At 70.2% G+C, this 25,629-nt stretch carries 25 protein-coding genes, 1 tRNA gene and 1 pseudogene; 17 read left to right on the forward strand and 10 right to left on the reverse strand.

The window, feature by feature from the left end:
* Positions 1-21 precede the first annotated feature (21 nt).
* A complete protein-coding gene (locus B056_RS0122475) occupies positions 22-450 on the reverse strand; it encodes an organic hydroperoxide resistance protein (RefSeq protein WP_018504110.1) in 429 nt (142 codons plus the stop codon).
* Between the two features lie 248 nt (positions 451-698).
* Between B056_RS0122475 and B056_RS0122480 the strand changes: the two genes are divergently transcribed.
* Positions 699-1,379 (forward strand): TetR/AcrR family transcriptional regulator, encoded by a 681-nt coding sequence (locus tag B056_RS0122480; protein ID WP_018504111.1) that lies wholly within the window; start codon positions 699-701, stop codon positions 1,377-1,379.
* Positions 1,380-1,403: 24 nt separating this feature from the next.
* Here the strand turns inward: B056_RS0122480 and B056_RS0122485 are convergent, their stop codons facing one another.
* Positions 1,404-2,030 carry a ClpP family protease gene (locus tag B056_RS0122485; RefSeq protein ID WP_018504112.1) on the reverse strand — a complete coding sequence of 209 codons (627 nt, stop codon included), beginning with the start codon at positions 2,028-2,030 and terminating at the stop codon, positions 1,404-1,406.
* Between the two features lie 99 nt (positions 2,031-2,129).
* Between B056_RS0122485 and B056_RS0122490 the strand changes: the two genes are divergently transcribed.
* A complete protein-coding gene (locus tag B056_RS0122490) occupies positions 2,130-2,465 on the forward strand; it encodes a type II toxin-antitoxin system Phd/YefM family antitoxin (RefSeq protein ID WP_018504113.1) in 336 nt (111 codons plus the stop codon).
* A 23-nt stretch (positions 2,466-2,488) separates the two neighbouring features.
* Here B056_RS0122490 and B056_RS0122495 read toward each other — a convergent pair whose 3' ends face one another.
* The gene (locus B056_RS0122495; RefSeq protein ID WP_018504114.1) at positions 2,489-3,760 is read right to left on the reverse strand and encodes a lipase family protein; all 1,272 of its coding nucleotides are present in this window, start codon (positions 3,758-3,760) and stop codon (positions 2,489-2,491) included.
* A 221-nt stretch (positions 3,761-3,981) separates the two neighbouring features.
* Between B056_RS0122495 and B056_RS0122500 the strand changes: the two genes are divergently transcribed.
* Positions 3,982-5,028, forward strand: coding sequence for a DedA family protein (locus tag B056_RS0122500; protein WP_018504115.1), 1,047 nt, complete (start codon positions 3,982-3,984; stop codon positions 5,026-5,028).
* 439 nt (positions 5,029-5,467) lie between these two features.
* Here the strand turns inward: B056_RS0122500 and B056_RS0122505 are convergent, their stop codons facing one another.
* On the reverse strand, positions 5,468-5,806 hold the full coding sequence (locus tag B056_RS0122505; protein WP_018504116.1) for a P-II family nitrogen regulator: 339 nt from the start codon (positions 5,804-5,806) through the stop codon (positions 5,468-5,470).
* Positions 5,807-5,921: 115 nt separating this feature from the next.
* Between B056_RS0122505 and B056_RS0122510 the strand changes: the two genes are divergently transcribed.
* Positions 5,922-6,464 (forward strand): YbhB/YbcL family Raf kinase inhibitor-like protein, encoded by a 543-nt coding sequence (locus B056_RS0122510; protein WP_018504117.1) that lies wholly within the window; start codon positions 5,922-5,924, stop codon positions 6,462-6,464.
* A 140-nt stretch (positions 6,465-6,604) separates the two neighbouring features.
* Positions 6,605-6,733 carry a DLW-39 family protein gene (locus B056_RS0122515; RefSeq protein ID WP_018504118.1) on the forward strand — a complete coding sequence of 43 codons (129 nt, stop codon included), beginning with the start codon at positions 6,605-6,607 and terminating at the stop codon, positions 6,731-6,733.
* Between the two features lie 94 nt (positions 6,734-6,827).
* Here the strand turns inward: B056_RS0122515 and B056_RS0122520 are convergent, their stop codons facing one another.
* Positions 6,828-8,081 carry a polyamine ABC transporter substrate-binding protein gene (locus B056_RS0122520; RefSeq protein ID WP_018504119.1) on the reverse strand — a complete coding sequence of 418 codons (1,254 nt, stop codon included), beginning with the start codon at positions 8,079-8,081 and terminating at the stop codon, positions 6,828-6,830.
* A 261-nt stretch (positions 8,082-8,342) separates the two neighbouring features.
* Between B056_RS0122520 and B056_RS0122525 the strand changes: the two genes are divergently transcribed.
* From B056_RS0122525 to B056_RS0122535, 3 genes are all read left to right on the forward strand, one after another.
* The gene (locus B056_RS0122525) at positions 8,343-9,050 is read left to right on the forward strand and encodes a maleylpyruvate isomerase N-terminal domain-containing protein (protein WP_018504121.1); all 708 of its coding nucleotides are present in this window, start codon (positions 8,343-8,345) and stop codon (positions 9,048-9,050) included.
* A gap of 86 nt (positions 9,051-9,136) precedes the next feature.
* Entirely contained in the window at positions 9,137-10,198 is a 1,062-nt protein-coding gene (locus tag B056_RS0122530; RefSeq protein WP_018504122.1) for a ParA family protein, read from the forward strand.
* A gap of 2,232 nt (positions 10,199-12,430) precedes the next feature.
* A tRNA-Ala gene (locus B056_RS0122535) sits at positions 12,431-12,506 on the forward strand.
* Between the two features lie 335 nt (positions 12,507-12,841).
* On the opposite strand, the gene B056_RS0122540 is transcribed toward B056_RS0122535, so the two are convergent.
* Together B056_RS0122540 and B056_RS0122545 are read right to left on the reverse strand one after the other, a co-directional pair.
* Positions 12,842-14,047, reverse strand: coding sequence for a sensor histidine kinase (locus B056_RS0122540; protein ID WP_018504123.1), 1,206 nt, complete (start codon positions 14,045-14,047; stop codon positions 12,842-12,844).
* Positions 14,044-14,703, reverse strand: coding sequence for a response regulator transcription factor (locus B056_RS0122545; RefSeq protein ID WP_154677169.1), 660 nt, complete (start codon positions 14,701-14,703; stop codon positions 14,044-14,046). Before B056_RS0122545 ends, B056_RS0122540 begins: the two co-directional genes overlap by 4 nt.
* Before the next feature lie 170 nt (positions 14,704-14,873).
* Here B056_RS0122545 and B056_RS0122550 point away from each other — a divergent pair, with 170 nt between their 5' ends.
* The 6 genes from B056_RS0122550 to B056_RS0122575 all read left to right on the forward strand — a co-directional run bounded on the left by B056_RS0122550 (position 14,874) and on the right by B056_RS0122575 (position 20,046).
* Positions 14,874-15,377 (forward strand): hypothetical protein, encoded by a 504-nt coding sequence (locus tag B056_RS0122550; RefSeq protein ID WP_018504125.1) that lies wholly within the window; start codon positions 14,874-14,876, stop codon positions 15,375-15,377.
* A gap of 62 nt (positions 15,378-15,439) precedes the next feature.
* A complete protein-coding gene (locus B056_RS0122555; RefSeq protein ID WP_230203119.1) occupies positions 15,440-16,600 on the forward strand; it encodes a peptidoglycan-binding protein in 1,161 nt (386 codons plus the stop codon).
* The gene (locus tag B056_RS37585) at positions 16,597-17,304 is read left to right on the forward strand and encodes an ABC transporter ATP-binding protein (RefSeq protein ID WP_018504127.1); all 708 of its coding nucleotides are present in this window, start codon (positions 16,597-16,599) and stop codon (positions 17,302-17,304) included. The genes B056_RS0122555 and B056_RS37585 overlap by 4 nt, the downstream gene beginning before the upstream one ends.
* 104 nt (positions 17,305-17,408) lie before the next feature.
* Complete coding sequence (locus tag B056_RS0122565; RefSeq protein ID WP_018504128.1) at positions 17,409-18,620, forward strand: ABC transporter permease; 1,212 nt, start codon at positions 17,409-17,411, stop codon at positions 18,618-18,620.
* A gap of 698 nt (positions 18,621-19,318) precedes the next feature.
* Positions 19,319-19,579: a hypothetical protein gene (locus B056_RS0122570; RefSeq protein ID WP_018504129.1), complete on the forward strand. Its 261-nt coding sequence runs from the start codon at positions 19,319-19,321 to the stop codon at positions 19,577-19,579.
* Positions 19,576-20,046, forward strand: a complete 471-nt coding sequence (locus B056_RS0122575; RefSeq protein ID WP_018504130.1) for a hypothetical protein — start codon at positions 19,576-19,578, stop codon at positions 20,044-20,046. The genes B056_RS0122570 and B056_RS0122575 overlap by 4 nt, the downstream gene beginning before the upstream one ends.
* Positions 20,047-20,174: 128 nt before the next feature.
* On the opposite strand, the gene B056_RS0122580 is transcribed toward B056_RS0122575, so the two are convergent.
* The gene (locus B056_RS0122580; RefSeq protein ID WP_026240020.1) at positions 20,175-21,167 is read right to left on the reverse strand and encodes an aldo/keto reductase; all 993 of its coding nucleotides are present in this window, start codon (positions 21,165-21,167) and stop codon (positions 20,175-20,177) included.
* A gap of 168 nt (positions 21,168-21,335) precedes the next feature.
* Positions 21,336-21,668, reverse strand: a pseudogene (locus B056_RS44635) (MerR family transcriptional regulator); the annotation flags it as partial.
* Between the two features lie 141 nt (positions 21,669-21,809).
* Here B056_RS44635 and B056_RS37590 point away from each other — a divergent pair.
* Together B056_RS37590 and B056_RS0122590 are read left to right on the forward strand one after the other, a co-directional pair.
* Complete coding sequence (locus B056_RS37590; protein WP_018504132.1) at positions 21,810-22,424, forward strand: SigE family RNA polymerase sigma factor; 615 nt, start codon at positions 21,810-21,812, stop codon at positions 22,422-22,424.
* Positions 22,421-23,344 carry a hypothetical protein gene (locus tag B056_RS0122590; RefSeq protein ID WP_018504133.1) on the forward strand — a complete coding sequence of 308 codons (924 nt, stop codon included), beginning with the start codon at positions 22,421-22,423 and terminating at the stop codon, positions 23,342-23,344. Before B056_RS37590 ends, B056_RS0122590 begins: the two co-directional genes overlap by 4 nt.
* A gap of 18 nt (positions 23,345-23,362) precedes the next feature.
* On the opposite strand, the gene B056_RS0122595 is transcribed toward B056_RS0122590, so the two are convergent.
* Positions 23,363-24,310: an NADP-dependent oxidoreductase gene (locus tag B056_RS0122595; RefSeq protein WP_018504134.1), complete on the reverse strand. Its 948-nt coding sequence runs from the start codon at positions 24,308-24,310 to the stop codon at positions 23,363-23,365.
* Between the two features lie 404 nt (positions 24,311-24,714).
* Between B056_RS0122595 and B056_RS0122600 the strand changes: the two genes are divergently transcribed.
* Positions 24,715-25,629 (forward strand): amidohydrolase family protein (locus B056_RS0122600; RefSeq protein WP_026240021.1); only part of this gene is annotated, 915 nt, incomplete at its 3' end.

The raw sequence follows: 25,629 nt of genomic DNA on the forward strand, positions 1-25,629 counted from the left end.
TGGCCGCTCAGCTCTCGCCGCTCAGCTCTCGCCGTCGACCAGCGTCACCTCCGAAGCGACGTTGCCCCGGGTGGCCCGCGAGTACGGGCACTTGGCGTGCGCCAGGTCGAGCAGCTCACGGCCGGTCGCCGGGTCGACACCCGGGATCTGTGCCTCGATGCGGGTGGCCAGGTCGAGGCCCTCGTCGGTGCGGCTGATGCTGACCGACACGGTGACCGCCGAGTCGGTGACGTCGATCTTGCGTTCCCGGGCGACGGCCTTCAGCGCCCCGTGGAAGCAGGCGGCGTAGCCGGTGGCGAAGAGCTGCTCGGGGTTCGTACCGGGCCCGTCGTCGCCACCCAGCCCCTTCGGCATGGACAGCTGCAGGTCGATCCGGCTGTCGTTGGACACCACGCGGCCATCGCGGCCGCCCCAGGCGGTGGACGTGGCGGTGTAGAGCGGTGCGGCCATCGTTTCCTCTGTTCGTGGGCTGGTCTGTTCGGGTGGTCCGGTTCCGCGGTCTGGTTCCGCGGTCCGTTCGAGCGGTCCGTTCGTGGGTACCCCGAGATCGCGCGGGATGCCTCCGGGCACAGGCGCACCCGCCGGTCACAACCAGTGCCACAGCCCGGATATTCGCCGGCATGCTGTGACCCACACCGCCGGGTAGCTCCGCGCTCCGTGAGATCGGTGCCCACGCGGGCGGCCCTTACTCTTGACGGATGCCCCCCGACGAACCGGCCGCGGAGTGCGCGCGGCCCCGCCGGGGCCGTCCTCGCGACGCGACGATCGACGAACGTGTGCTGCGGGCCGCCGTCGACGAACTGGCTGGTCGTGGCGTCGGCGGGTTCAGCGTCAACAGCGTCGCCGCCCGTGCGGGCGTGGCGAAGCGGGGCATCTACGCCCGCTGGGCGACCAGGGACGATCTCGTCCTCGCCGCGCTGGGCACGCTGGCCGCCGGTCTCGTGCCGCCGCGCACCGGATCACTGCGCGAGGATCTCCTGCGACTGGCACCTCTGGTGGACGCCGTCTTCACCGAGCCGCGGATGTCGATCCTCGCCCGGTGCCTGGCCGAGCTGTCCCGCCATCCCGGGCTGTACGAGGCGTTCCGGCGGGAGTCGGTCGACCGCTGCGCGGCGGCCGTGCAGGACGCCTTCCACGACGCCCGGCGGCGCGGGGAGACCCGTCCCGACCTCGACACCGACCTGGCCGCCGCCGCGTTCCTCGGCGCCCTGCTGACTCGCCAGGCGTTCGGGCGCCAGGCGTTCGGCCGGCCGCGTGCCGACCCCGGCGACGAGCCGGGGGAGCGGCCGCCCGGCGCGGTCACGGCCTACCACCGCCGGCTCGTCGAGTTCTCCCTCGCCGCGGCGCGGGGTGCCGGCCGGGTCGTCGGTACCGCTTAGCGTCCGGTCAGCGGGGGGAGCCGGTCAGCGGGTGAAGCCGGCGGGCGCGCGCCGGACGTGCTCCACGACGGCGTCGACGAGCCCGTACTCCCGCGCCGCCGCCGCGGTGAACCAGCGGTCGCGGTCCGAGTCGGCGGCGATCTCCGCCACCGGGTGACCGCTGTGCTCGGCGATCAGCTCCTGCATCCGGCGGCGGGTGTGCAGCGCCTGCTCGGCCTGGATGGCGATGTCGGACGCGGTGCCGCCGACGCCGCCATGCGGCTGGTGCATCATGATCCGCGCGTTCGGCAGCGCGAAGCGCTTGCCGGCGGTGCCCGCGGTGAGCAGGAACTGGCCCGTCGAGGCCGCCAGCCCGAGCGCGTAGGTCGTGACGTCGTTCTCGATGAACTGCATCGTGTCGTAGATCGCCATACCGGCGTCGACCGAGCCGCCGGGCGAGTTGATGTACAGCGAGATGTCCTGGCGCCGGCTGGCCCGGGCGAGCAGCAGGAGCTGCGCGCACACCCGGTTCGCGAGCGCGTCGTCGACGGCGGCGCCGACGAAGACGATCCGGTCGTCCAGCAGCCGCTGGTAGACCTGCTCGTCCAGGGTCCAGCCCGGCGCCGTCGTGGACGAGGGACCGGCGATGCCCTGGGGCTGGTCGATCTTCATGGGTGCGGATGGGCAGAGAGGGCCCTTCCGATGACACACTGCTTCCATGGACAGTCTCTCCTCACTGTTCGTTCTGTACAGAACGTACATCGAGAAGCTATGACGCGCCAGATCCCGGTCACCCAGGCGCGCGCGGAACTGTCGGATCTCGTCAGCCGGGTCGCCTTCAGCGGGGAGCGCGTCAGCCTCACCCGGCACGGGAAGTCGGTCGCGGCGCTGGTCTCAGCCGCGGACCTGTCCCGCCTCGAAGCCCTCGACGAGGCCGGCGCGGACACCCGAACCGCGGACACCGGGACCACCGACGACGGCGTTGGAGATCACCCCGAGCGGGTGGATCTGTCGCCCGCGCGCCTGGACCCCGTCACCCCCGCCGAGACCCCGGCCCACCGACGCTTCGGGATCGCCGCCGAGCACCGCCATCCGCCCATGGGATGACGCTCAGGGCGGGGCGGTGACGTTCAGGGCCGGGCGCAGATGTCTCCGGGTGGCTTCGTCCCGGCGAACCGGGCGTTGATCCAGCCGGTCAGATCGGCCAGGGAGACGTCGAGGATCGTGCCGTGGTCGGCCAGCCAGTACCGGTGGTACTCGACCGGGCCGCCCGCGGCGCACAGCCCGCTGACGACGCCGTCGGTGGTGGACCGCCGGACCACGGTGTCCAGGTCGCCCTGGAGCACCAGTTCGGGCGGCCCGGGCAGCCGCGCCTGCCGCCACTGGCGCGCGAACCCGCCCGCGAACGGCTCCGTGGTGAGCGGGTCCGCGGTGAACACGCTCGCCGTGGACTCCCCCTGGCTGGCCTTCAGCAGGCCCACCGCGCACTGGTTGCGCGCCACGGCGGTCAGCCGCCGCCCGGTCGCGGTCAGGATGGCGTTCAGGTCGACGGTGGGATCCGCGGCGGCCAGGCCGAGCGCGGCGAGGAGCACGTAGGCGACGCCGTCCGGCGCGGTGCGGTCGAGCAGGCGCAGCGACGTGGGCAGGTCCGCCAGCGGCGCCGTCGCCGCGGCCCCGTGCACCCGTAGGTCGGGCGCGTACGACGCGGCCAGCCCACCGGCGGCGAGCGCCGCCTGGCCACCCTGGGAGTAGCCCCAGAGCACGACGTCCCGCCCCGCTCGGGCCGCCTGGAGCGAGTGCGCGGCGCGGGCGGCGTCGAGCAGCGCCCGTCCTTCCTGCTCGGCGACGTAGATCGGGTGCTCACCGGGCCCACCCAGGCCGATGTAGTCGGTGACGGCCAGCACGTAGCCGGCCTGGACGAGGGGCAGCACCCCGCCCACCGTCGACAGGGGCGGCTCGGCCCGGGACGGCGCGCACGAGTCGTTGATCCCGGTGGTCCCGTGGCCGAAGGAGATCAGCCGGCGGCCGCCGGCCGGCGCGGCGGAGGAACCGGCTGGGGCGACGACGAGGCCTGTCACCAGGCGGTCCTCGTTGCGGGGGCCACGGGAGTGATAGATCATCCGCCAGGCGCGGACGCCGTGCGGGGCGGACACCTCGGCAGATGAGACGAGCTCACCCGGGGCTCCGGGCGGCAGGTCGGTGAGATCGGTGGAGCCCCGCCGGCCGCCGGTCATGACGTCCTCCAGGCCGTAGCCGGCGAGCTGGTAGCCGAAACCGGGTGCCTGGGGGGTTGTGGCCGGCGCCGGCGGTGGGGTCGGCTCCGGCGCGCAGGTGGTGAGCAGCCCCGTCAGAATGACGAGCGAGAGGGCAAGTCCGCGCGGAGACAGTCGGGATCTTGCCACGTAATGAGGTTATGGGGCGTTTCGGTGGAGGAGAGGTCGTCTGTGGGTCCGCTGTGTTTCTTGTGAGCTGAGGGCCCATATAACGAGTTCCGCCCCGGTGTGGGGGCGTGCCGTCGGTGGGCCGGCCTCCCCGAGGCGGGATCGGCGCCGCCCGGGTGGCGTGAGACCCTGGACGGGCGGGCGCCGGCCCCGTCGCCTGAGTTTCCTGGAGGCCCTCGACAGTGACCACGTTCGCGTCGAACACTCTGGCCCTGGGGCCGGACTTCATCAGTGCCGACAGCCTGGCGAAGGCCGGCCTGGTGGTCGTCCTCCTGATCGTTTTCGCGGAGTCCGGGTTGCTGGTGGGGTTCTTCCTGCCGGGTGACTCGTTGCTGTTCACGCTGGGTCTGCTGATCTCGCAGGATGAGGTGTCGACGCCGCTGTGGTTGGCGTGTGCCCTGGTCGGTGTGGCGGCGGTGGCGGGTGACCAGGTGGGTTACCTGTTCGGGCGGAAGGCGGGTCCGGCGCTGTTCCGGCGTCCGGACTCACGGCTGTTCAAGCGGGAGTATGTGGAGCAGGCGCACGAGTTCTTCGAGAAGCATGGTGGTCGTTCGATCGTGCTGGCGCGTTTCGTGCCGATCGTGCGGACGTTCACGCCGGTGATCGCCGGGGTGAGTCGGATGAACTACCGGACGTTCGTGGTCTACAACGTGATCGGTGGCCTGTTGTGGGGGTGCGGGGTCACGGTGCTCGGTGCGCTTCTGGGGAAGATCGATTTCATCCGGGAGAACGTCGAGGCGATTCTGATCCTGGTGGTGCTGGTCTCGGTGGTGCCGATCATGGTCGAGTTCCTGCGCGCCCGCCGGAAGAAGGCGAAGGCCGGGGTCACCGCCGGGTCTCCCGACGTTGGTGACGCGGCGGGCGGCTACCAGAGCGCGGGCGGTCACCAGAGCGCGGGCGGCTACCAGGCTGCGGGCGGTCACCAGGCCGCGGGCGGCTACCAGAGTGGCTATCAGCCCGTTGACGGCTACCAGCCGGTCGACGAGCACCAGACCGCGGCCGGGTACCGGAACGCCGACGGGTGGCAGCCGGAGAACCACTACGCCGACGGGCGTTACGACCAGTCCCGCGCGAGCGCGGCGGGTCCGAGTGGGCCCGGCGGATACGGGTACGACACCGAAAAGTTCCCGGAGGCTCGGCCCCGGGAGGGCGAGGGCCCGATCCGGGAGGACCGTGGCCCGGCCGGGCGCCGTGGCGGCGGCCGGCACTCCGCTCCTCGGCAACGCTGAGCCCTCGGGCCCCGCTGATGGCTCCCGGCAGCGCTGACCGGGAGCATCAGCCGGGCCGGGAGCGACCGGGAACGCTGAGGCGGGAGCGCGCGGCGCAGGCCCGTGGGCGGGAGTCCGCGGGTGTGGGACGGGCGTCCGCCGGGTGGCCTGTGCCGCCGGCAGCGAGAGAAGGGCGCGGCCACCGCGAGGCGGTCTGGCCGTGGCACCGGGGATGTTCTGGGTTCCGGCGGGCGGCCCACTGATACGGGGGGATTCAGTGGGAGACACCCGCCGGAACCTGTCCACCGTATCCGCTCGGTGGGCCCGATGTCGCCCCGGCGACACAACATAAGCCGAAAAGCTCCCGGATTGTCCCAATACACACATTGCGACCGGTCTTGCGGCGGGATGTTCGGGTCCTGGTCAGGGCCTGCCCGGGGTCCTTCGGGGCCCCGGGGGCTCACAGCGCGTCGGTCCCCCGCTCGCCGGTCCGGATCCGGGCCAGGCCCTCCACCGGGAGCACCCAGATCTTGCCGGCCCCGCTGGACGTCGACGCCGCCGCTCGCCGGATCACGTTCACCACGTCGGGCGCGTCGGTGTCCGCCACCACCAGCTCCAGCCGGATGTTGCTGGTTGACTCGTCATGGAAGGCGTTCCCGCGGTAGGTCTGGGTGCGCCACAGTTCCAGCCCGAATCCGGTGACCTGGCTGACGGTCATCCCATGAACACCGTAGGTTGTCAGGGCTGCTCGCACGTCGTCGACGCGGTGGGGCCGCACGATCGCGGTGACCAGCTTCATGACCCGTCTCCACCCGTACCGGCGCGCTGATGTTTCATCGCGAGGAAACGCAGAGCCGACGGATTGCCGGCCCTGTCTCCACAGTGTCATCCAACGTGCACGAGAGGATCGACCGATGTCCCTGCTGGACCGCAACACCGCACCGGATCCGCTCGACCTGCTGCCCCCGCTGCCGTCGTTCTCGCTGAGCAGCGACGACCTGACCGACGGAAGCCCGCTCGGCCTGGACCAGGTGTTCAGCGGCGCCGGCGGCGCGGACCTGTCGCCGCACCTGTCCTGGACGGGTTTCCCCGCGCGGACCGAGAGCTTCGCCGTCACCTGCTTCGACCCGGACGCCCCGACCGGGAGCGGCTTCTGGCACTGGGTCCTCGTCGACGTGCCGGCCAGCGTGACGGAGCTGGCCAAGGGCGCCGGCAGCGGCGACCTCTCCGGGCTGCCGGCCGGGGCGTACCACGTCCGCAACGACTGGGGCACGGCGAACTACGGCGGCGCGGCGCCTCCTGAGGGGGACCGGCCGCACCGGTACGTCTTCGTCGTCCACGCCGTGGACGTCCCGAAGCTGGAGATCGACGCGACGGTGGCGCCCGCGGTCGTCGGGTTCAACCTGACCTTCCACAGCCTGGCGCGGGCCGTACTGCGGGCGACCTACCAGCGCTGACCGGCGGTCGGGCCGGCACCGTGCCGTGCCCCGGTCCCGGAGGTGTGATCCGATCGTGACCAGATCACGATCGTCGGGGGCGGGGAGCATCCCGCCGAGATACGGTGGCCTGCGAAGGCAGTCGACGAAGGGGAGTCGGTATGCGCAAGTTCACTGTCGTCGCCCTGGTGGCGAGCGCCGGCGCACTCCTCACCGCCGCCCGCCGCCGCAGGAACAAGGACGAGATCGACCTGTGGCGCGAGGCGACGTCCGCGGCGGGGAACCGCTGACCGAAGCCAACCGGCCCGGCCGGCGAGTGGGCGTGCCCGGTCGCCGGCCGCGCCCGACCGGTGCCGCGGGTACCGCCGCTGTGGAGGGCGTGCGCTAGGACTGGTAGACCGGCTGGAAGATCCTGTTCCACTCGGCCTCCTCCTCCGTCGTCAACATCCGGAAGCGGTGCACGCGGTCGAGTTCCGCCCGGGTCGGGAACAGCAGCGTGGACTCGGCCAACTCGGCGGAGACATGGTCACGGGCGGCGGGCACCGGCGTCAGGTAGTTGATGTGCTCGGCCAGCATCCCGGCGACGTCGGGCCTGTACACGAAGTCCATGTAGCTGAGGGCGTCCACCGGGTGCTTGGCGGTCTTCGGGATGCACATGCTGTCGGTCCAGATCAGGCCGCCTTCCTCCGGCACCACGAACTTCAGTCTCGTGCCGGCCGCGAGCCGCTGGTGGACGTCCCCCGACCATGCCATCGAGATCCACAGCTCGCCGCGGGCGAGCGAGTCGATGTAGCGCTGGTCGTAGTACCTGCGGACGATTCCGGCGTCGCGCTGCTCGATCAGTCTGTCGGCCGCGCGCCGCCAGTCCCGCGGAGTGGAGTCGGCGGGGGCGACACCGATGCCGAGTAACGCCAGGTTCGGCAGCTCCTGGTTCTCACCGAACATTCCGACCCTGCCGGCGAAGGCGGGGTCCATGAGGTCGGCGAAACCGGTGATCTCCCGGCCGGTCCGCTCCGGGTCGTAGGCGATCCCGGTGATACCGGACTGCCAGGCGACGGTGAACTGGTTTCCCGGATCGTAGGCGGGATCCTTGACGCTCGGGTCGGCGTTGGCGGCGAAGGCGGGCAGCCTTGCGTGGTCGAGCGGGGCGAGGTAGCCGAGCTGGATGACCCGGCTGAGGGTGATGCCGTTGGTCAGGACCATCAGGTCGTACCCGATGGGCCGGTCGCCGGCGAGACCGGGCCGGATCTGGGCGAAGAAGGACTCGTTGTCCCGGATCACCTCGTGATAGGTGACCTTGATGTCTGTCTCCCGGGTGAACAGGTCGAGCGAGGGATGCTCCGTGTCGGTGGCGCCGACATCCATGTAGAGCGGCCAGTTCGCGAAGTCGAGCGTTCCCGCCTTGTCCCGGCCCGACCAGTAGCCGGCGACGTCGCCGGCCCGCGCCGAATCACCGGCCTCCCCCCCGACCCCGCAGGCGGCCAGAAACGCGGCACCGCCGGCCGCCCCGGTGAGGCGCAGGAGGTCCCGCCGGTCGAAGCGACGTCTGGTCAGGCCGCGCAGCAGTGCCGGATCGGGAACCGTCCCCTGCGACACGTCCGGTGCCGTGGGATTCCCCGGCCGACCGTTGCTGGTCACGATGCGAGTCCCTCCGTGTGGTTCTGGCCCGCCCGCGCGGGACCGATCGGTACAGGGCCGATCGGTACAGGGCCGTTCCGCCGTGCGTCAACACCGCCCCGGATGAAGTGGCGCCGGTGACGCGCCGAGGAGGACCCTGGACGCATGAACGCCCACGTCGGGCCTCGTTCGGGCTCACCGTCACTTTCGCCGGTCTCGCAGTCGCAGTCGTCGCGGTCGTCATCGTCGCCGGGATCGGGACCGGAGTACACACCGTCCGCCGTGCCGCTCGACATCCTGCTGGGCTGCGCGCGCTCGCACGCCAGGCTGCTCGAAGCCGTCGCCCGCGTGGACGACCTGACCGCCCGCCGGCCGTCCCTGCTGCCCGGCTGGACCGTCGGCCACCTCGTCACCCACCTGGCGCGCAACGCCGACAGCCACACCTCGATGTTCGAGGCGGCGGCCGAAGGACGGACCGTCGCGCAGTACCCGGGCGGGCTGACCCAGCGCGACGGCGGCATCGAGGCGGGTGCCCACCAGCCGGCCGACCTGCTGCTCGCCGACCTCGGCGCCGCGGTGGCCCGGCTCGAACGAGCCTGGGACGGCACCCATGTCGACGTCTGGCGCGGCGGCCTGGGGCTGACCGCGGCGCGCGGCGCGACGAGCCTGTCCGACCTGGTGTTCCTGCGGTGGCGGGAGGCCGAGATCCACCTCGTCGACCTCGCGCTGACCGATCGCGGCGGCCCGGAGTGGGACGACCTCAGCCCCGCCTACGTCGCGGCCGAGTGGGCGTGGAGCACCCGGCTGCTGCCCGAACGGCTGCCCGCCGAGGTCACTGTCCTGCTCACCCCGGGGGACCGGCCGTCGCGCGCCGTGGGGCGGGGTTCGCGGGTCGTCCGGGTGGACGTCCCGACGCTGCCGGCGCTGCGCTGGCTGACCGGTCGGGACGTCGGCGACCCGGCCTGGCCGCAGCTGGGCCCCTGGACCTGATCCCACCGGCGCCCGTGCCAGGCCGGCCTGCCGGTGTGCCGGCCCGCCCGGGGCGGGGAAATCACCGCCATCCAGAATGTCCGGGTGTGATCTCGATGGCGCTGTTCAACAACAAGGGCGGCGTGGGCAAGACGACGCTCGCTTACCACCTGGCCCACATGTTCCAGCGGATGGGACACCGGGTGCTCGCCGTGGACCTCGACCCCCAGGCGAACCTGACCGCCCAGTTCCTGGACGAGGACGAGCTCGCCAGCATCTGGAAAGAGGACGACGACCTCGGATCCTCCGCGCCCCGGCCGGCCGTGCTCGACCCGCGCCGCAGCCGGATCGGAGCCGGCAACGGCACCCTGGCCACCGCCATCGAACCGATCATGGAAGGTGTCGGGGACGTCCGGCTGAGCGAGCCGGTCACCGTCGAGGACGGCCTGTGGCTCCTGCCCGGGGACGTCAATCTCGCCAGTTTCGAGGACCGGCTCTCCGCGGCGTGGCCCAACAGTTTCCTGGGCCGGGACGTCGCCGCGCTGCGCACCACCACCGCGCTGCACCGCGCCATCGACCACGGTGCCCGGGAGACCGGCGCGGACATCGTGATCATCGACGTGGGGCCGAACCTCGGTGCCATCAACCGCGCGGCGCTGCTCTCCGCCGACACGATCCTGATGCCCCTGGCGGCCGACCTCTTCTCGCTGCGCGGCCTGCGCAACATCGGACCCACCCTGCGGGACTGGCGGATGACCTGGCAGGGCACGATCCTGCCGCGGATCCCCGAGCGGATCCCGGCGCCGCGCGGCCTGATGATGCCGATCGGCTACATCCTGGTCGAACCGCCGGCCCGCGCGGACCGGCCGTCGAAAGGCCATGGGCGGTGGCTGGACCGCATCCCGGGCGTGTTCGCAACCTCCGTGCTCGGCTCGGCCGTCCCGGCCGCCGGTGACCGCTCCTTCGAGATCGCGACCATGAAGAACTACGCCGCGTTGATGCCCCTCGCCCAGGACGCCCGCAAGCCGATGTTCGAGCTGCGCTCCGGGGACGGCGCTGTCGGGGGAACGCAGAGCGCCGTACGGCGCTGCTTCTCGGACTTCCGGGAGCTGGCGACAAAGGTTCGGGACAGACTCGTCTTCATCGACCCGACGCTGCGCCGAGGCTGAGCCGCCCGCCGCCCGCCGCCCGCCCACCGCCACCGGCGCTCACTGGCTCGGCAGAGGCTCGCGGGCGCGGCGGACTCCAGAGATCCGTCATGGTGACGGTTCGCGAAATTTTCTTGTCGTAAAACGTCGACGATGACCGCCCGGACCGTCGCGATTATCAGGTGACGGATGCCGGCCGGGGTGATGGTTACTTATCTTTGCTTGTCGTCAAAATCTACCGATGACCATCGGCGCGTGCCGCATCCTTCTGTATCGATTTCCCCGGCTGGAGAAGGTTGTTTTCTTTTGCTGATCGTCAAACGATCACGGAAACCGTCGGCGATGGCCGATCGATTCGTCGTCGGACTCCGCGGATGGTCATGGCCATTCATTTTGCTGATTGTCAAATGATACCGATGACCATGGCTGGTGTCCGAAGGCGTCGCGAACCAATTCCGTGGCCGGTTTCTGTCCAATTATTTTGCTCATCGCCAAACGTTGACGGACTCCAGATGAGGTGTCTGGAGGATCGGACAGTGCAAGCCCCGCAGGGGTTCTGGTGGTGGAACTCAAAAATTTTGCTTGCCGTCAATCGGAATCGATGACCTCCGGCGCTATGTGCTGGAGGATTCGGACGCTGCCCGTGTGGGGAGTGAGTGTACGACGTTTGCTTAGCGACAAAATACGTCGGACTCCAGTGAGGACGCCGGTGACCGGCTCGCCCTTTTGCGCTGTCCCTGGCGTCGCCGTTGGCTTCCCGCTGGCTTCCGTCGGCTCCGCACCCCGCTGGCGGCGCCGGGTTGTCGGCTCCTGTACCCGCCGGGAATGCCGGATCCGGACCCACCGGGAACGCCGGGTCCGTTTCGGTCGGGAAGCAGGATCTGTGTCGGTTGTGCTTTCTGAGCCCGCCGTCCGATCAGCTGACCGCACACCCTCCCCGGAACAAAGCGACCGGGTGCTTATGCATGGCGGGTCCCGCCGTCCAATGATGTGTGGCGCTTGAATGAGTCCTGGCTGTCCCTGGACCGCCACGGTTCCGCGGAACCGCGCGGAGGGACCTGGCTGGCGCGAATATTTATTGCACCGAACCTTTTTCCGCCAGGTCGGTTCCGCGTGAGACCGATCTGCGGGTGCGGTTCTCACAACTCCGGCGCACGCCGCCCGCCCGGCGGCGTTGCCGTCCCGAACGACCGGCCGCCATCATCTCCAACCGAAATCGATCATGGTGTTCTGCGGTGCACCCGCCCCGGGCGCGACACACCGCGGGTCGATCAGTCTCCGCGAGTTGGACCTGGTCGGCGGCGGCTCATCGCGGCAGTGAAGCCGGGCGGCCACGCTCGGCGTCGCTTCGAACCGCGGGCCGGCGGGTCAGCCCGGCCCAGTCCCGGGCTGACCCGGGTTGTCCACGGCGTTCATCCGAGAAAACCCTGACATCACCCATCTGAGGGCAGCGTGCGGCGACCGGAGATCCGGTGCCCCAGCCTCGATGCCCCCGGGCAGGCCGCGGAGTCCGCCGCCGGTCAGATGTCCCGCGGCAGCCGGCTCGTCTCACGGCGGCCGGCTCGCCCCGCTGCCGGGGAATGGCCGCAGTGCGCGCAGAAGGGCCGTGGCCGGGAATGCGTCAACGGATTCCGCGGGCGGTGCACGTCGCCCAGGGATTCCATGGTCAGCGGCAGGGAACCTTCCACAGCCATCCACAGGGCGTGCTTCTCAGCGCTGCCCAGCCGCGCTGACGATGCCCGCTGGCGGGCACCGTCGATGGCGGAACAGGCCTAACCGGACACAGCCCCAACCGGTCGAACAACGCTCCCACTGGGGCGAGCTAACGAGATCGTCATATGTGTTCACAACGCTTGTTGTGGAGAGCATGGCGCATTGCCACCCGTTTGTCACGAGCTACGGCCGATTCGTGGCACTCTGGTTCAACACACACCCTGGGTGGGCAGCGTCGCGGCGCGAAACCTCGACTACACACAACAAAGACCCATGTAAACGGCCCCTGAGCGTGAACTGGATGTGACTACTGGAGAACGACGCCACCCACGCGTCGGCGGGGTTGGGCGCGACGGCGGCCGGCGACCCGCTGACGGACGACCGGCGGGCGCCACCGCGACAGCGTGAGCCGGCAGGTCTCTGGACGGCCAGGCATCAGCGGCCAGGAGCCAGCCGGACCATCCCCGCGCTGGCAGTCATGCCGTACTCTTGACAGGCATCGGTCACTCAGGGCGGTGACGCCTGGGCGGTCGACCTCACGGGGGCGTAGCTCAACTGGCAGAGCACTGCCTTTGCAAGGCAGGGGTTAGGGGTTCAAGTCCCCTCGTCTCCACCACGCAGAGTCACATACATGATGACCTGCGAAGACGTTCAATTTATTGATCGTTTTTCTTGTGCGGCTGGCTGCGTGTCGCGTGGCGGCGAGGCGTTTGTGCAGGTCAGGGGCTTGCGGGTGGTTCGAGCCCCTTGCGCTCCTCGACTGCCTTGCTACTCACTGTAGTAAGTGCGGCTTGGGGGTCGCAGTGTCGTGAAGCTGCGATGCCGTCGAGGCCGGTGGTGAAGGTGGTGCTGTCGCGGTCGGATGCGCGGGCATGGTGCGCATGGGCGAGGTGACCAGCGGCGTAGGCGTTCGGGGTATTGGAGGGTCACGGAGTTGTCCCAGCTGGGCCGTCACCGGGGTGAGGGCGCTGCCGGGAATGTGATGCGCAGGTCCAGTCCGCCGTCCTGCCTGGGGAGAGCGGTGATCTGCGCGTGATGGCTGTCGGAGATGGCCTTGACGATCGTGAGGCCGAGGCCGAACCCGCGGCGGCCTGTGCCACGTGTTCGGTCGGGTCGGCCGCGCCGGAAGGGTTCGAAGAGTCCGTTCACGTCCTGAGGGCGCAGTAGCGGACCGCTGTTCGTGATGGCCAGGTACGTCGGGCCGGTGCCGGTGCCGATTCTGATCCAGCCGCCCGGCACGTTGTGGTTGGCCGCGTTCTCGACCAGGTTGCGGACGAGTTGGTGGAGCAGGATGGGATCGCCGAGCACCGGAGCGGTAGCCAGGTCGGCGGTGATCCGGGCGCTGGTCGGGGTGTCCGTTCTGGTCTGGGCGAGAACGTCGGCCGCGACGTCGGCGAGATCGACGAGGACCGGTTCGGTGAGTTCGTTACCTCCGTCGGCGAGGGTCAGGAGCCGGTCGACGAGGTCGGTGTTCCTGGTGTTGATGGCCAGCAGGCGGTCGGCGAAGTGGACGGTGTCGGGGTGAGCGGCTGGTTTGGTCGCTTCGAGCTCGATTACGGCTCGTTCCAGCGCGAGTGGGGTGCGTAGTTCGTGGGAGGCGCTCGCGACGAAGCGGCGTTGGCCATCGAAGGCGTGGTCGAGGGTTTCGAGCATGGCGTCGAAGGCATCGGCCAGCCGTCTGATGTCGTCGCTGTGTCTGGTCAGCGCGATCCGCCGGCTGAGGTCGCGGTGCGGGCCGGTGGACCGCGCGATCTGCTCGGCGGTGGCGGTGATGGCATGGAGTGGTCGCAGGCCGCGGCCGGCGATGATCCAGCCGGTGCCCGAGGTGGCGAGGCCGATGGCGAGGACGATGCCGCTGCCTCGAACGAGGAGTGTGTCGAGGGCGGCGTTCCGGATCTTTTCCTCGTTGCCTCTGATCTGTTCGGTGAGGTCGTCGAGGCTGATCCGGCTCCCGTTGGGTGTGGTGATCGTCGTTTCGCCTGCCTGGCCGGCCCGCTGTTGCAGAGCGGCGATGCGGGACTCGGCGTCTCCGGTGAGCTCGGCGTCGAGGCGGGCTTGGACGACCAGGTAGAGCAGCGTGAGGATTACCGCTGCGGCGAGGATGGACAGTGCGCCGTAGAGGACGGTGAGACGGGCGCGCAGGCTCAGGCGGCTCATCGGATGCGGTATCCGGCCGCCGGCAGCGTTTCGATCAGTTGCGGTGTGCCGAGCTTGCGGCGCAGTTTCATCACCGTCATGCGGACGGTGTTGGTGAAGGGGTCGATGTTCTCGTCCCAGACCTTCTCCAGTAGCTGCTCGGCGGACAGGACGCCGCCGGCGGCGCGGAGCAGTTCGACCAGGACCGCGTATTCCTTGTTCGTCAGGGTGATGGAGTGGCCGTCTCGGGTGACGGTCCGGCTGGCCTGGTCTACGCGTAGGCCGGCGCGTTCGAGGATTGGAGCGGCGGCCGGCGCGGTGCGGCGGGCGAGAGCGTGCACGCGGGCGGACAGCTCGGCCAGGGCGAAGGGCTTCACGAGGTAGTCGTCGGCGCCGATCGCGAGTCCTTCGACCCGGGCGCGGATCGCCGAGGCGGCGGTGAGCATCAGCACCCGGGTCGATCGTTGGGCCGCGACGATCGCGCGGCAGACGTCATCGCCGTGCACGACGGGCAGGTCCCGATCCAGGACGACGACGTCGTAGTCGTGAGCGGCGTATTTCTTCAGTGCCTCGCCGCCGTCGTAGGCGACGTCGACCGCGAACGACTCGCGTGTCAACGCCTCGCAGAGCGCACCGGCGAGCTCTGGTTCGTCCTCCACGACCATCACCCGAACCATCCGCTTTCCGCCCTTCGCCTCGCCTGCGCCCCGGTGCGGTGCCCGTCCAGCGTGGCGCCGTCGGCATAACCGTCGGATAACCAGCGCCGCCGACGTTACGGCCTGGTTATCCGCGATGCCGTCCACTGGGCGCCGTACTCGGTATCGCTCGACCACGACGGAGGACACGGATGATCAGAACCACGCGGCCGTTGGCGACGGCGGCCGCCGGCCTGAGCCTGGTGGTCATGGCGTTGGCCGGTTGCGGCTCCGGCGGTGGCACGGCGCCGGGCGGGACGGCGTCCGGCGGCGGTGTCACTGGGACGCCGACGGTACAGACGTACGCGCAGTGCATGCGCGACCACGACATCGACATGGCTGACCCGGACCCGTCCACGGAAGTTCCGCAGTTCGGGGAGGGTGTTGATCCGGACGATCCAGCCGTGAAGCAGGCGCTGGCCGTCTGCCAGGATCTGCTTCCCGCGGGCAGCAGGGGAGAACCGGGCGACGCGGATCTCGATGTCTATGTGGCCTTCGCGCAGTGCATGCGCGACAACGGTCTGCCGGGCTTCCCCGACCCCCAGCCCGGCTCGGCCGGCGGCTTGTTCGCCGGCGCGGACGTTGACCGTGGCGATCCGGCGTTCCAACAGGCGGCCCAGCAGTGCCAGGGCATCCTCGACAAGGCCGGCGCGTGACCATGACCGGGACCGGGACCGACGAAACCAGAACCGGTGAGACCAGAACCGGTGAGACTTCCGTGACCGCCCCGCAGACGGCAGCCGAGTACAAGGCCGGCGGCCGGTATGTGCCGAGCAGGGCCTGGGCGCGGGCGATGACTGCCTCGTGGACGAGCCCGCTACAGCGCCGACCACGCCGGCACCTGCTCGTCCTCGCGGGGGCGGGAGCCGTCGCGCTGATCGTCGCCGCCGCCCTGGGATTCGGCGGCAGCCCGCCGCCGTCGCCGACCGGGCCGGTTCCCACGGCGACCGCGACGGTCCAACGCGGCACCCTCACCCAGACCCAGCAGGTCGGCGGTCTGATCTCCTACGGCGAGCCGGTCGGGCTCGTCGCCCAGCAGCAGTCCGGAGTTGTCACCTGGATCGCAGCGCCGGGCCCAACTGTGAAGATCGGCCAACCCGTGTACGCGGTCGACGGCAGGCCGGTCATCCTTCTGCACGGCACCGCGACGCCGTACCGGACACTCGCCACAGGCACAGTGGGTCCCGATGTGAAAGAGCTGGAGGCCAGCCTCCAGGAGCTGGGCTACACCGGTTTCGCCGTTGATGACACCTTCGACGCCGCCACCGCCTCGGCCGTGCAGGCGTGGCAGGCCAAGAGCGGGCTACCCGTCACAGGCACAGTCTCCCCCGACCAGATCTTCGTCCACGACGGCGACATCCGGGTCGCCCTCCAGGCCATCCCGGTCGGCAGCCATCTGGGTCTGCAACCCAACCAGCAGGTCATCACCTACAGCGGCACCACGCAGGTGGCATCGATCCCGCTGGACGTGTCGCTGCAACATCTCGTCCACGCAGACGACCCTGCGACCATCGCGCTTCCGACCGGTCAACATCTCGACGGCACGGTCAGCAGCGTCGGCACGGTCGCGCAGACCATTGAGGAGCAGAACAAGACCTTCGTCACCGTGATCGTGTCGTTCGACGATCCCTCTGCGCTCGCCGGTGGCTTCGATTCGTCGCCGGTGACGTTGACGATCGTCACGGGGCAGCGGGCGAATGCACTGACCGTGCCGGTGACCGCGCTCGTGGCGAAGCCGGACGGCGGGTACGCGGTCCAGACGGTCCAGGACGGGCAGTCGACGTTCGTACCGGTGACGACCGGGATGTTCGCCAACGGCAAGGTCGAGATCAGCGGTGCGGGCATCGCCGAGGGCGTCACCGTGCGGGTCGCCCAGTGAGCGCCGCGGTTCCCATCGTCGTCCTCGACCGGGTGTCCAGGCGCTTCGGCCCGGTCAGCGCGCTGGCCGACGTCAGCCTGCGGATCAACTATGGCGAGCTCGTCGGGATCGTAGGGCCGTCCGGGTCGGGCAAGTCGACGATGCTCCACCTGCTGGGCACCCTCGATGGGCCGACGACGGGAATCGTTACCGTCGACGGCCAGCCGGTCCACGCGCTGAGTGACGACCAGCGCTCGGTGCTGCGCGCGCAGCGCATCGGATTCATCTTCCAGCAGTTCCACCTCGCCCCTGGCGTGCCGGCGCTGGACAACGTGGCCGATGGGCTGCTGTACGGCGGCATACGTCGTTCGGAACGGCTCGAACGCGCACGCGCAGCCCTTGACCGGGTCGGTCTCAATCACCGAGTCCACCACCGGCCGCACGAGCTCTCCGGCGGCGAACGCCAACGCGTCGCGATCGCCCGCGCTGTGGTCGGCGAGCCCACGCTGCTGCTGGCCGACGAACCCACCGGCAACCTCGACTCCTCGTCCGGGACCGAGGTGATGGTCCTGCTACGACAGCTCCACTCCGCCGGAACCACCATCGTGATCATCACGCATGACCGCGACATCGCCGCCGCCTTGCCACGACGCATCGAGATGCGGGACGGCCACAAGGTCGGCGACAGCGGAGACGTCCGGACACCTCAGGGAGCCCGCGCATGACCACCGCCCGATCAACGACCGGTGCCTCACCAACGACCGACGTGTCTACTCAGGACGGCATCTCGCCGACGAGCGAGTCCGGACCTGCGACTCACCCCGGACCGGTGCCGGATGCCGACCCGGTGCTTCGCCCGGTCCGGCTCGCGGCGCGGGAGCTGGTCCGAGTCGGCACCGCAGGTCTGCGCTCGCGACCGACGCGTGTCGCGCTGTCCGCCCTGGGGATCGCGATCGGCATCGCGGCCATGATCTCGGTGATCGGCATCTCCTCCTCCAGCCGGGAGGACTTCCACCGCCAGATCGCCGCACTCGGCACCAACCTGCTCACCATCAGCCCCGGCCAGAACCTCTTCGGTGATCAGGCACACCTGCCGACCGAGGCCGTCACAATGATCGGCGTGATCGGCGACGTCGAGTCGGTCAGCGCCACGGGCCTGGTGCCAGACGCCAAGGTCTACCGCAACGACCACATCCCGGCTGCGGAATCCGGCAGTATCGCCGTGCTGGCAACCAGGCTGGACCTGCCCGACACCGTCGGCGCCGACATCGTCGCCGGTACCTACCTCAACGAGGCGACCCAGCACTATCCCGCTGTGGTACTCGGATCGACGGCGGCAGCCCACCTGGGCGTCGACTCGACCGGACCGGATCAGCAGATCCACCTAGACGGCCAGTGGTTCACCGTGGTCGGCATCCTCGCCCCGGTCGGCCTCGCGCCCGAGCTCGACCGCGCCGCCCTCGTGGGCTGGCCCGTCGCCGCCGACCTGCTCGGCTTCGACACCCACCCGACCACCCTGTACACCCGCACAGACCCCAACCATGTCGAAGCCGTGCAGACGCTGCTCGCCCGCACGGCCAACCCCACGGCGCCCAACGAGGTCGACGTTTCACGTCCCTCCGACGCCCTCGCCGCACAGCACGCGGCCGACTCCACCCTCGGCGGGCTCCTGCTCGGCCTCGGTTCCGTCGCGCTGCTCGTCGGCGGCATCGGCGTCGCGAACACTATGGTCATATCCGTCCTCGAACGACGAGGCGAGGTAGGACTTCGCCGCGCGCTCGGGGCCACACGCGGGGACATCCGCAACCAGTTCCTCGCCGAGGCGCTTCTCCTGTCCACACTCGGCGGGATAGCGGGACTCATCCTCGGCACCGGCGTCACCACGTGCTACGCCACCACTCAGGCCTGGCCTACCGTCGTCCCCTCCTGGGCGATGCTTCTCGCTTTCGGCGCCACTATCGTCATCGGCGCGGTCGCCGGGCTCTACCCCGCCACCCGCGCCTCCCGCCTCCAGCCCACCGCAGCCCTCACCGCGCCCTGAGCCGCCAGGGCACCGGGGGCCGCTGGCGGGCGGTGTCACGTCACAGGATTCGGAGCCGTCTGCTCGTGCGCCGGACGGCTCACCCACCGCCTCCGTCGCCGTGCTGACCGACCTGCGGCCCAGCGGGTCGAACAACTCGGCGGCGTCAGCAACGGGGGCGAGTGAACAATGTCGGTCCGTACCCATTCGACCCGAGCGGCCCGAAAAGGAACGTCAAGCCGACCAGGGCCCTCGATCGGGCCTGTAAGAACGTAGCCTGGAGCAGCTAGGACTCTAGGACTCTAGGACTCTAGGGCTATGGTCGGCCCCGTGATGTTTGGATAGCGGTTCGCATTGTGGACGGTTTTGTCCACGAGCTGGTTCGGCTGCTTGCTGATCTGTGGTCAGCTGCGCTGTTGGCCGCGATGTCGCAGGGGGGCGCCCCCCGGGCCCCCGGGTGTCAGGCCGCGCCTGACCTGGCCGGCGGCGATCGACCTCGACCGCGACCGCGGCGGCTCCCGGGACCGATATCCGCCTATTTCGTTGGGCCGTCCAGTATGCCGTCGGCCCTATCCGCTGTTTCTTGCCGAGTGCCCGGATTCCCTGGCCTGACAGGAGAAATCGGCCCGGCTGGTCTTTTCAAGATGTGGTCCGGTGCGGGCCGTCGTACCTTCGGAGTTGAAGTTCGCCAGCTTCGCGAATTCCGCGCCCGGCCGAAAATGGGGGACATGACCATGACGCAGACCAGTAGAGACCACGCGGTCGTTGACTGGACGGATCTGGGTAAGGATCTATGGTCTTACCTGACGAGTAGAGGCGCGGCGATCAACTACCAGTTCGTCGACATGCTCGTCGAGGTACCGCGGGACACCGGGCCCGACGCTCCGCGCGCGACCTGGCGGCTGCATGGCACGCTGCGGATCGTCACCTCGGATAACGACTCGGGCGGCAACGCAGGAAACGGCGCCGCGCACTCGTGACAGCCCGCTTCGAGGGTGATGTCGCCTTCAGCGCCGAAGACGGTTCCGGGTCGGTCGGCGGGCGCCTGGAGGCGTCCGGTGACCGTATCCGGATCACCACTCTTCAGCCGGGCCGGCTGTGGTCGATGGCGGGGGACCTCCTGGCCGCCCTTCCGCCCGGCGCGCTGCCGGCCACCGTCCCCACCGGGCGTACCGCCCTGCGCGGGCTCGCCGACCTCCTCGCCGCCGAAGGCATGACGGTCGAGCTCGACGGCTCGGCCGGCCCGCTCGTCACCATCGGGGCCGACGCCGATTCTCGTATCGGCGGCCTGGCTCTGGGGAGCCGCCGGGTGGAGCCCGGCATCTCCGGGGTCCTGCCCGGTCTTACGGATGCGGTGAGGCGGGCCGCCGCGGCGGGATTCGCGGCGTCCGCCGCCGTCGTGGCCGGGTTCGCGGTGCGCGGATGGATCCGTCGCCGGCACGGCTGACAACCACCGTCGGTATGGCCGGTGGCCATCGGTATGGCTGGTGGCCACCGGTATGGCTGGTGGCCACCGGTTCGGCCGCGGCCGGCACGGCCCGGCTGATGGTGCGTCGAGATCACAAATTGTCGAGATCACAAATTGACGTTGGACATGTCCGGGTAGCGCTCGCCCTGTACGGCCTCCCCGGCCCTGGTGAGGATCTCCACCTCGCCCGGTGTCAGCGTGAGGGCGGCGGCGGCGATGTTCTGTTCCAGGTAGTGGCGTCGTTTCGTTCCGGGGATTGGGACGATGTCGTCTCCCCGGTGGTGCACCCAGGCGAGCGCCACCTGTGCCGGTGTCGCGTTCCGCGCCGTCGCGATCTCCTCGATCCGGTCGACGACCGAGAGGTTGGCGGCCAGGTTCTCGGAGTTCATCCGAGGCATGCCGGCACGGAAGTCACCGGCCTCGAAATCGTCCAGGGTGCGGAAGGTTCCGGTCAGGAATCCCCGTCCCAGCGGGCTGTAGGCGACGAAGCCGATGCCGAGTTCACGCAGTGTCGGGAGGATCTCCTCCTCAGGGTGACGTGACCAGATCGAGTACTCGGTCTGCAGCGCTGAGATCGGATGCACGGCGTGCGCCCGGCGGATCGTGGCCGGTGATGCTTCGGAGAGGCCGAGGTAGCGCACCTTTCCGGCGGCGACCAGTTCGGCCATGGCGCCGACGGTGTCCTCGATCGGCACAGTCGGGTCGACCCGGTGCTGGTAGTAGAGGTCGATGTGGTCGACCCCGAGCCGGGAAAGGGAAGCGTCGCAGGCCGAACGGACGTACTCCGGCCGGCCGTCGATGTTCCTCGCCTGGGGGTTGTCCGGGTCGCGGACGATCCCGAACTTGGTCGCGAGGGTCACCTCGTCGCGCCGGCCGGAGATGGCCCGTCCGACCAGTTTTTCGTTGGTGTGCGGTCCGTACATGTCGGCGGTGTCGAGGAAGGTGACTCCCAGGTCGAGGGCCCGCGCGATGGTGGCGAGCGATTCCGTGTCGTCGGTCGCGCCGTAGAAGTCGGACATGCCCATGCAGCCCAGGCCCTGCGCGCTGACCTGGAGTCCCTGGGAACCGAGTGGTACCCGGCGCGGTGTGTCGTGGGACATCGGTCGCCTCGTCCTTTCCCGATAGATATCGATCTTGGTGTCGATGGCCGTGAGATGGCGGCGAACCTCGTCGAGCCGCTCGGCGACGTGCTGTCTGTGGGCGCTGAGCAGCTTGAGTCGTTCGGTCTCGTTGCCGTTGCCGGCCCGTACCAGCGCCGCGTACCGCGCGATCTGGCGGATCGGCATGCCGGTACGGCGCAGCGCGGTGAGCGTCGCGATCCAGCGCAGGTCCCCGTCGTCGTAGCGGCGATGGCTCGACGGAGCCCGCGTCACCCGTTCGAGCATGAGGCCCACCCGCTCGTAGTACCGCAGAGTGTGCGCGCTCACGCCGCTCACCGTCGCCGCCTCGGCGATGGTGAGGCCGCTGTCCGCCGACCGGGCGACGCCGGCAGAGGGCCGTCCCACCCCGGATTCCCGGCGGCCCGACGCAGGCCCGTCCGGCGCCCGAGGCCCGTCCTCCGCCTGAGGACCGTCCTCGCTGAGCTCGTCGACCGCGGTCATGTCTCGAAGCTAGGACTTGGAGTGTGCTCGAAGTCAAACCCGCCCCGTCATGATCGGTCCCGTCTGCGACGTCGGGTCGGTCAGTTCGCCGCGGTCAACCCGAACGGGCCCCGGGGGCCTCTGGGGGGTTGAGGAGGGCTGATGGACGACGATGAACACGATGAGTTCCGGGCGTACTTCGCCGCCCGGCTGCCGGCCCTGCTGCGCGTCGCGTACCTGCTGACCGGCGACGCGGCCGAGGCGGAGGACCTGGCGCAGACGGCACTGGCCCGTACCTTCGTCGCCTGGCGGAAGGTCCGGGTGTGCGACTCCCCGGACGCCTACGTGCGGCGAATCCTCGTCAACGCTCATCGGCGACGGTTCCGCGGCCGCCGGGTGGTCGAGACGCTGATGCCCATGGTGCCCGACAGGCTGGTCGGCGGGTCCGCCGGTGAGCTGGCGGCGGTGGAGGACCGGGCGGGGCTCGCGACGGCGCTGGCCGCCCTGCCGACGCGGCAGCGGGCCGTCGTGGTGCTGCGTTACTGCGAGGACCTGTCCGAGGCCCGCGTCGCGGAGATCCTCGGCTGCTCGGTCGGGACTGTGAAGACCCACGCGTCACGGGGCCTGGCCCGGTTGCGGGCCGACCCGTCGCTGAAGACGGCGATGGGACCGCGATCCGACGACGTGCGGCAGCCGCCGGGATCAGGCGGCGGTGGCGCCGTGTCGCCCCGGCTCGGCTCATCGGAACTGGACGTGACGAGAGGAGGTGCGGCGTGACCTCCGACGAGGAGATGGCCGAACGCCTTCGCGGCGCGGCGCGGGCGGTGGACGTCCGGCCGTCGGGTGATCTGTGGGCCGGCGTACGGGCCCGGGTTCCGGGGGAGCGCCGGCGCCGGGTCACGCGGCGGGCCGCCCCGGCGGTGGCCTTCGCCGTGGCCGCGGTGGGGATCGCGGCCGGTCTGACCCTGGGGGGTGGCACGGGGAAGGCCTCCCTCGCGCCCGCCGACCTTCCGCCGGGCCCGCGGATCACCCGGCTCCAGCCGGTCACCTTCACCCCGGACGAAGCGGCACATCTCGTGATCGAGTGCCTGCAGTCCGGTCCTGGGCCGGCGGACCCGGCGCGTTTCCAGCCGGGCGAGCTGACGGTGTGGGCGGCGGCGCGGGACGTCACCGGAGCGACCGTGATCCTGTCGAACCCCTCGACGTTCGTCGACTGCGACGTGCCGGCGGACGCGGCAGGTCGACTGGACGTCGACGGGGCGTATGTCTACAACTCGGGGGGCGGGCACGACACGATGCCCCGGACGGATCTCGAGCTGGAGCACGCCGGCGGAAGTCACGGGATCGGTGGCGGCTTCGGTGGCCGTCTGGGACCCGGCTTCAGTAGCGGCCCCGGTGACAGTCGCACGGTCCATGACCGTGGCGGACGGGTGTCGGCCCGGGTTGCCCGGGTCACCGCGACGACTCCCTCCGGCGACATCGTCGAGGTTCCCATCCAGGACGGGAAGGTCGTGGTCAGGACCGTCCAGACCGATCCGCCCGAGCCCGGTCCACAGCCCGGTGAGCCCGGGTTCGAGGACTTCAACCAGAACAACCGAAGGCTTTTCAACTACTACGACTGGTATGAGGCCACCCGACCGGTCGTCCGGGCCTACGACCGGGACGGGCGTCTCCTGGCGACGAGCCGGGCGGGCTGAGGAGCGGGCGGGCGGGTTTCAGTCCGTGCCGACGGCGAGGACGACCTTGCCGCGGCCGTGTCCCGTCTCCAGCTCCCGGTGTGCCTCGGCGGCGTCCGCGAGCGGGACGACCCGGCGGACGTGGACGCGCAGGGCTCCGCGCGCCTGGAGGTCGGCCAGCTCGGCCAGCCGGGCGGCTGACCGGAGGTGGGGAGTGACCCGGATCCCGAGCTCGCCCGCCCGGCCGTGCTCGACGAGGGTGAGGATCCGGCCCCGGTCGGCGACCAGGGCCAGTGACGCGGTCAGCGCGTCGCCGCCGACTCCGTCCAGGGCGGCGTCCACACCCTGGGGCGCGAGCGCCTGGACGCGTTCGACCAGGCCGTCGCCGTAGGCGACCGGGATCGCGCCCAGGGCGCGCAGATAGTCGTGGTTGGCCGCGCCGGCGGTGCCGATGACGGTCGCGCCGGCGCGTACGGCCAGTTGGACGGCGACCGTCCCGACCGCGCCGGCGGCGGCGTGGACCAGCACGGTGTCGTCCTTGCCGACCCCCAGTTCCCCCAGCGCGATGTGGGCGGTCTGTGCCCCGCCGCTGAACCCACCCGCGACCTCCCAGGGCATGCCGGCCGGCTTGGCGGTCACCTGATCGGCCGGTACCACCACGTACTCGGCATACGAACCCAGCCGCCCGAAGCCGAGCACCTCGGTCCCCACCGCGATGCCGTGGGCCCCGCCGCCGTCCCCGCCGTCCCCGTCGGGCTCGGCGCCGACCTGATCGACGAGGCCGGCGAACTCGTTGCCGGGGATCGTCGGGAGTCGGAGTGTCATCCCGGGCGGTGTGCGGCCCGCGCGGACGGCACAGTCGATCGGCTGGACTCCGGCGAACCGGACCCTGACCCGCACCTGGCCGGGCCCGGCCACCGGGGTGGCCAGGTCCGTCAGTTCGAGAACCTCCGGGCCACCGTGCCGCGCGAACGCCGCTGCCTTCATCGGGCATCCCTTCATCACCATCGACCGTCACCATCACCGGTGGCCGAGTCTGGGACTTCGACCGCGGTTGAGATCAAGGGGCCACGGTGAGATCTCGGACACGCTGGGGGTAGCCGATCGGCAGGCCGCTTCGATGGCGTCTGACCTGCTCATCAGTCATGGTTGATCAGGGAGGGGGTACGGATGCGGCGAGATGTCGCCCCGCCGGGAGACATGCCGGAGCGATCCGATGACGCACAGGCGCACCCCGGTCACCCGGGATAAGCCGCGCGTATCCCTGGCCGATTTCGTGGGCTTGTTGGCCGTATACGCAGAGACGGCCAGAGCTGGGAAGCGTAGAAACAGATAGAGACGCTGATGATGTGGTCTGGCGCACGCTGCGGACCCGCCAGTCGAGGAGGATCATGAACATCGACGACATGGTCTTGGTGAGCATCGACGACCACGTGGTCGAGCCGCCTGACATGTTCAAGAACCACGTCCCGGCGAACCTGGTCGACCAGGCCCCGCATGTCGTGCGCAACGACCAGGGCGTGGACCAGTGGATCTACCAGGGCCGGGTGACGGGTGTCAGCGGCCTGAACGCGGTCGTGTCGTGGCCGGCCGAGGAGTGGGGCAAGGACCCCGCCGGCTTCGCCGAGATGCGCCCGGGGGTGTACGACATCCACGACCGGGTCCGGGACATGGACCGTAACGGCATCATCGCCTCGATGTGCTTCCCGACGTTCGCCGGGTTCAGCGCCGGGCATCTCAACCACTACAAGACCGACACCACCGTCACGATGATCCAGGCGTACAACAACTGGCACATCGACGAGTGGGCCGGCACGTACCCGGGCCGGTTCATCCCGCTGGCGCTGCTTCCGACCTGGAAGCCGGAGCTGATGGTGAACGAGATCCGACGGGTGGCGGCGAAGGGCTGTCGGGCGGTCACCATGCCCGAGCTGCCGCACCTGGAGGGCCTGCCCAGCTACCACGACATCGATTACTGGGGCCCGGTGTTCCAGGAGCTGTCGGACACCGGGCTGGTGATGTGCCTGCACATCGGCACCGGGTTCGGCGCGCTCAAGCTCGCCCCGGACGCGCCGATCGACAACCTGATCATCCTGGCCTGCCAGATCTCCTCGCTNNNCGNGCAGGACCTGCTGTGGGGNCCGGCGATGCGGACCTACCCGGACCTGAAGTTCGCCTNCTCCGAGGGCGGCATCGGCTGGATCCCGTTCTACCTGGACCGCTGCGACCGGCACTACACCAACCAGCGCTGGCTGCGCCGTGACTTCGGCGGCAAGCTGCCCAGCGAGGTGTTCCGCGACCACTCG

It is taken from the genome of Parafrankia discariae, from assembly GCF_000373365.1.
Classification (GTDB): Bacteria; Actinomycetota; Actinomycetes; order Frankiales; family Frankiaceae; genus Parafrankia; species Parafrankia discariae.